Genomic DNA, 1738 nt, shown 5'->3' with positions numbered 1-1738 from the left:
CTAGATGTGCCGTTGCCTTCGGGTTTCGTGCAGTCAAACATTTACGGAGAGTTTGATCCTGGCTCAGGACGAACGCTGGCGGCGTGCTTAACACATGCAAGTCGAACGGTGATGAGGAGCTTGCTTCTCTGATCAGTGGCGAACGGGTGAGTAACACGTGAGCAATCTGCCCTTGACTCTGGGATAAGCGTTGGAAACGACGTCTAATACCGGATACGACCTTGGAAGGCATCTTCTGGGGTGGAAAGAATTTTGGTCAAGGATGAGCTCGCGGCCTATCAGCTAGTTGGTGAGGTAATGGCTCACCAAGGCGACGACGGGTAGCCGGCCTGAGAGGGTGACCGGCCACACTGGGACTGAGACACGGCCCAGACTCCTACGGGAGGCAGCAGTGGGGAATATTGCACAATGGGCGAAAGCCTGATGCAGCAACGCCGCGTGAGGGACGACGGCCTTCGGGTTGTAAACCTCTTTTAGTAGGGAAGAAGCGTAAAAGTGACGGTACCTGCAGAAAAAGCACCGGCTAACTACGTGCCAGCAGCCGCGGTAATACGTAGGGTGCAAGCGTTGTCCGGAATTATTGGGCGTAAAGAGCTCGTAGGCGGTTTGTCGCGTCTGCTGTGAAAACCCGAGGCTCAACCTCGGGCCTGCAGTGGGTACGGGCAGACTAGAGTGCGGTAGGGGAGATTGGAATTCCTGGTGTAGCGGTGGAATGCGCAGATATCAGGAGGAACACCAATGGCGAAGGCAGATCTCTGGGCCGTAACTGACGCTGAGGAGCGAAAGCATGGGGAGCGAACAGGATTAGATACCCTGGTAGTCCATGCCGTAAACGTTGGGAACTAGATGTGGGGACCATTCCACGGTCTCCGTGTCGCAGCTAACGCATTAAGTTCCCCGCCTGGGGAGTACGGCCGCAAGGCTAAAACTCAAAGGAATTGACGGGGGCCCGCACAAGCGGCGGAGCATGCGGATTAATTCGATGCAACGCGAAGAACCTTACCAAGGCTTGACATATAGAGGAAACGTCTGGAAACAGTCGCCCCGCAAGGTCTCTATACAGGTGGTGCATGGTTGTCGTCAGCTCGTGTCGTGAGATGTTGGGTTAAGTCCCGCAACGAGCGCAACCCTCGTCCTATGTTGCCAGCACGTAATGGTGGGAACTCATGGGATACTGCCGGGGTCAACTCGGAGGAAGGTGGGGATGACGTCAAATCATCATGCCCCTTATGTCTTGGGCTTCACGCATGCTACAATGGCCGGTACAAAGGGCTGCAATACCGCAAGGTGGAGCGAATCCCAAAAAGCCGGTCTCAGTTCGGATTGAGGTCTGCAACTCGACCTCATGAAGTCGGAGTCGCTAGTAATCGCAGATCAGCAACGCTGCGGTGAATACGTTCCCGGGCCTTGTACACACCGCCCGTCAAGTCATGAAAGTCGGTAACACCCGAAGCCAGTGGCCTAACCCGCAAGGGGAGGAGCTGTCGAAGGTGGGATCGGTGATTAGGACTAAGTCGTAACAAGGTAGCCGTACCGGAAGGTGCGGCTGGATCACCTCCTTTCTAAGGAGCACAGCACCTCTCCTCTGTATACAGGGAGATCATGGTGCCAAGCCATTACGGAGACATACGTTCTCCGGTGGCGCTCATGGGTGGAACATTGACATTGATGCGTGGAGGACACTGGTGAACCCGGTACGCCGCGAGCTGTTTACAGCACGTCGGTTGGAATGGTTTGT

At 55.5% G+C, this 1738-nt stretch carries 1 rRNA gene; it reads left to right on the top strand.

What is annotated here, in order from left to right:
* The first annotated feature begins 40 nt into the window (after positions 1–40).
* Positions 41–1562: ribosomal RNA gene (locus E3O22_RS05085) — 16S ribosomal RNA — on the top strand.
* The last annotated feature ends 176 nt before the right edge of the window (positions 1563–1738 follow it).

The organism is Cryobacterium sp. TMT2-18-2, from assembly GCF_004402245.1.
GTDB lineage: Bacteria > Actinomycetota > Actinomycetes > Actinomycetales > Microbacteriaceae > Cryobacterium > Cryobacterium sandaracinum.
The sequence above is the reverse complement of the archived record's forward strand: the minus strand, read 5'-3'. Positions and strand labels throughout refer to the sequence as shown.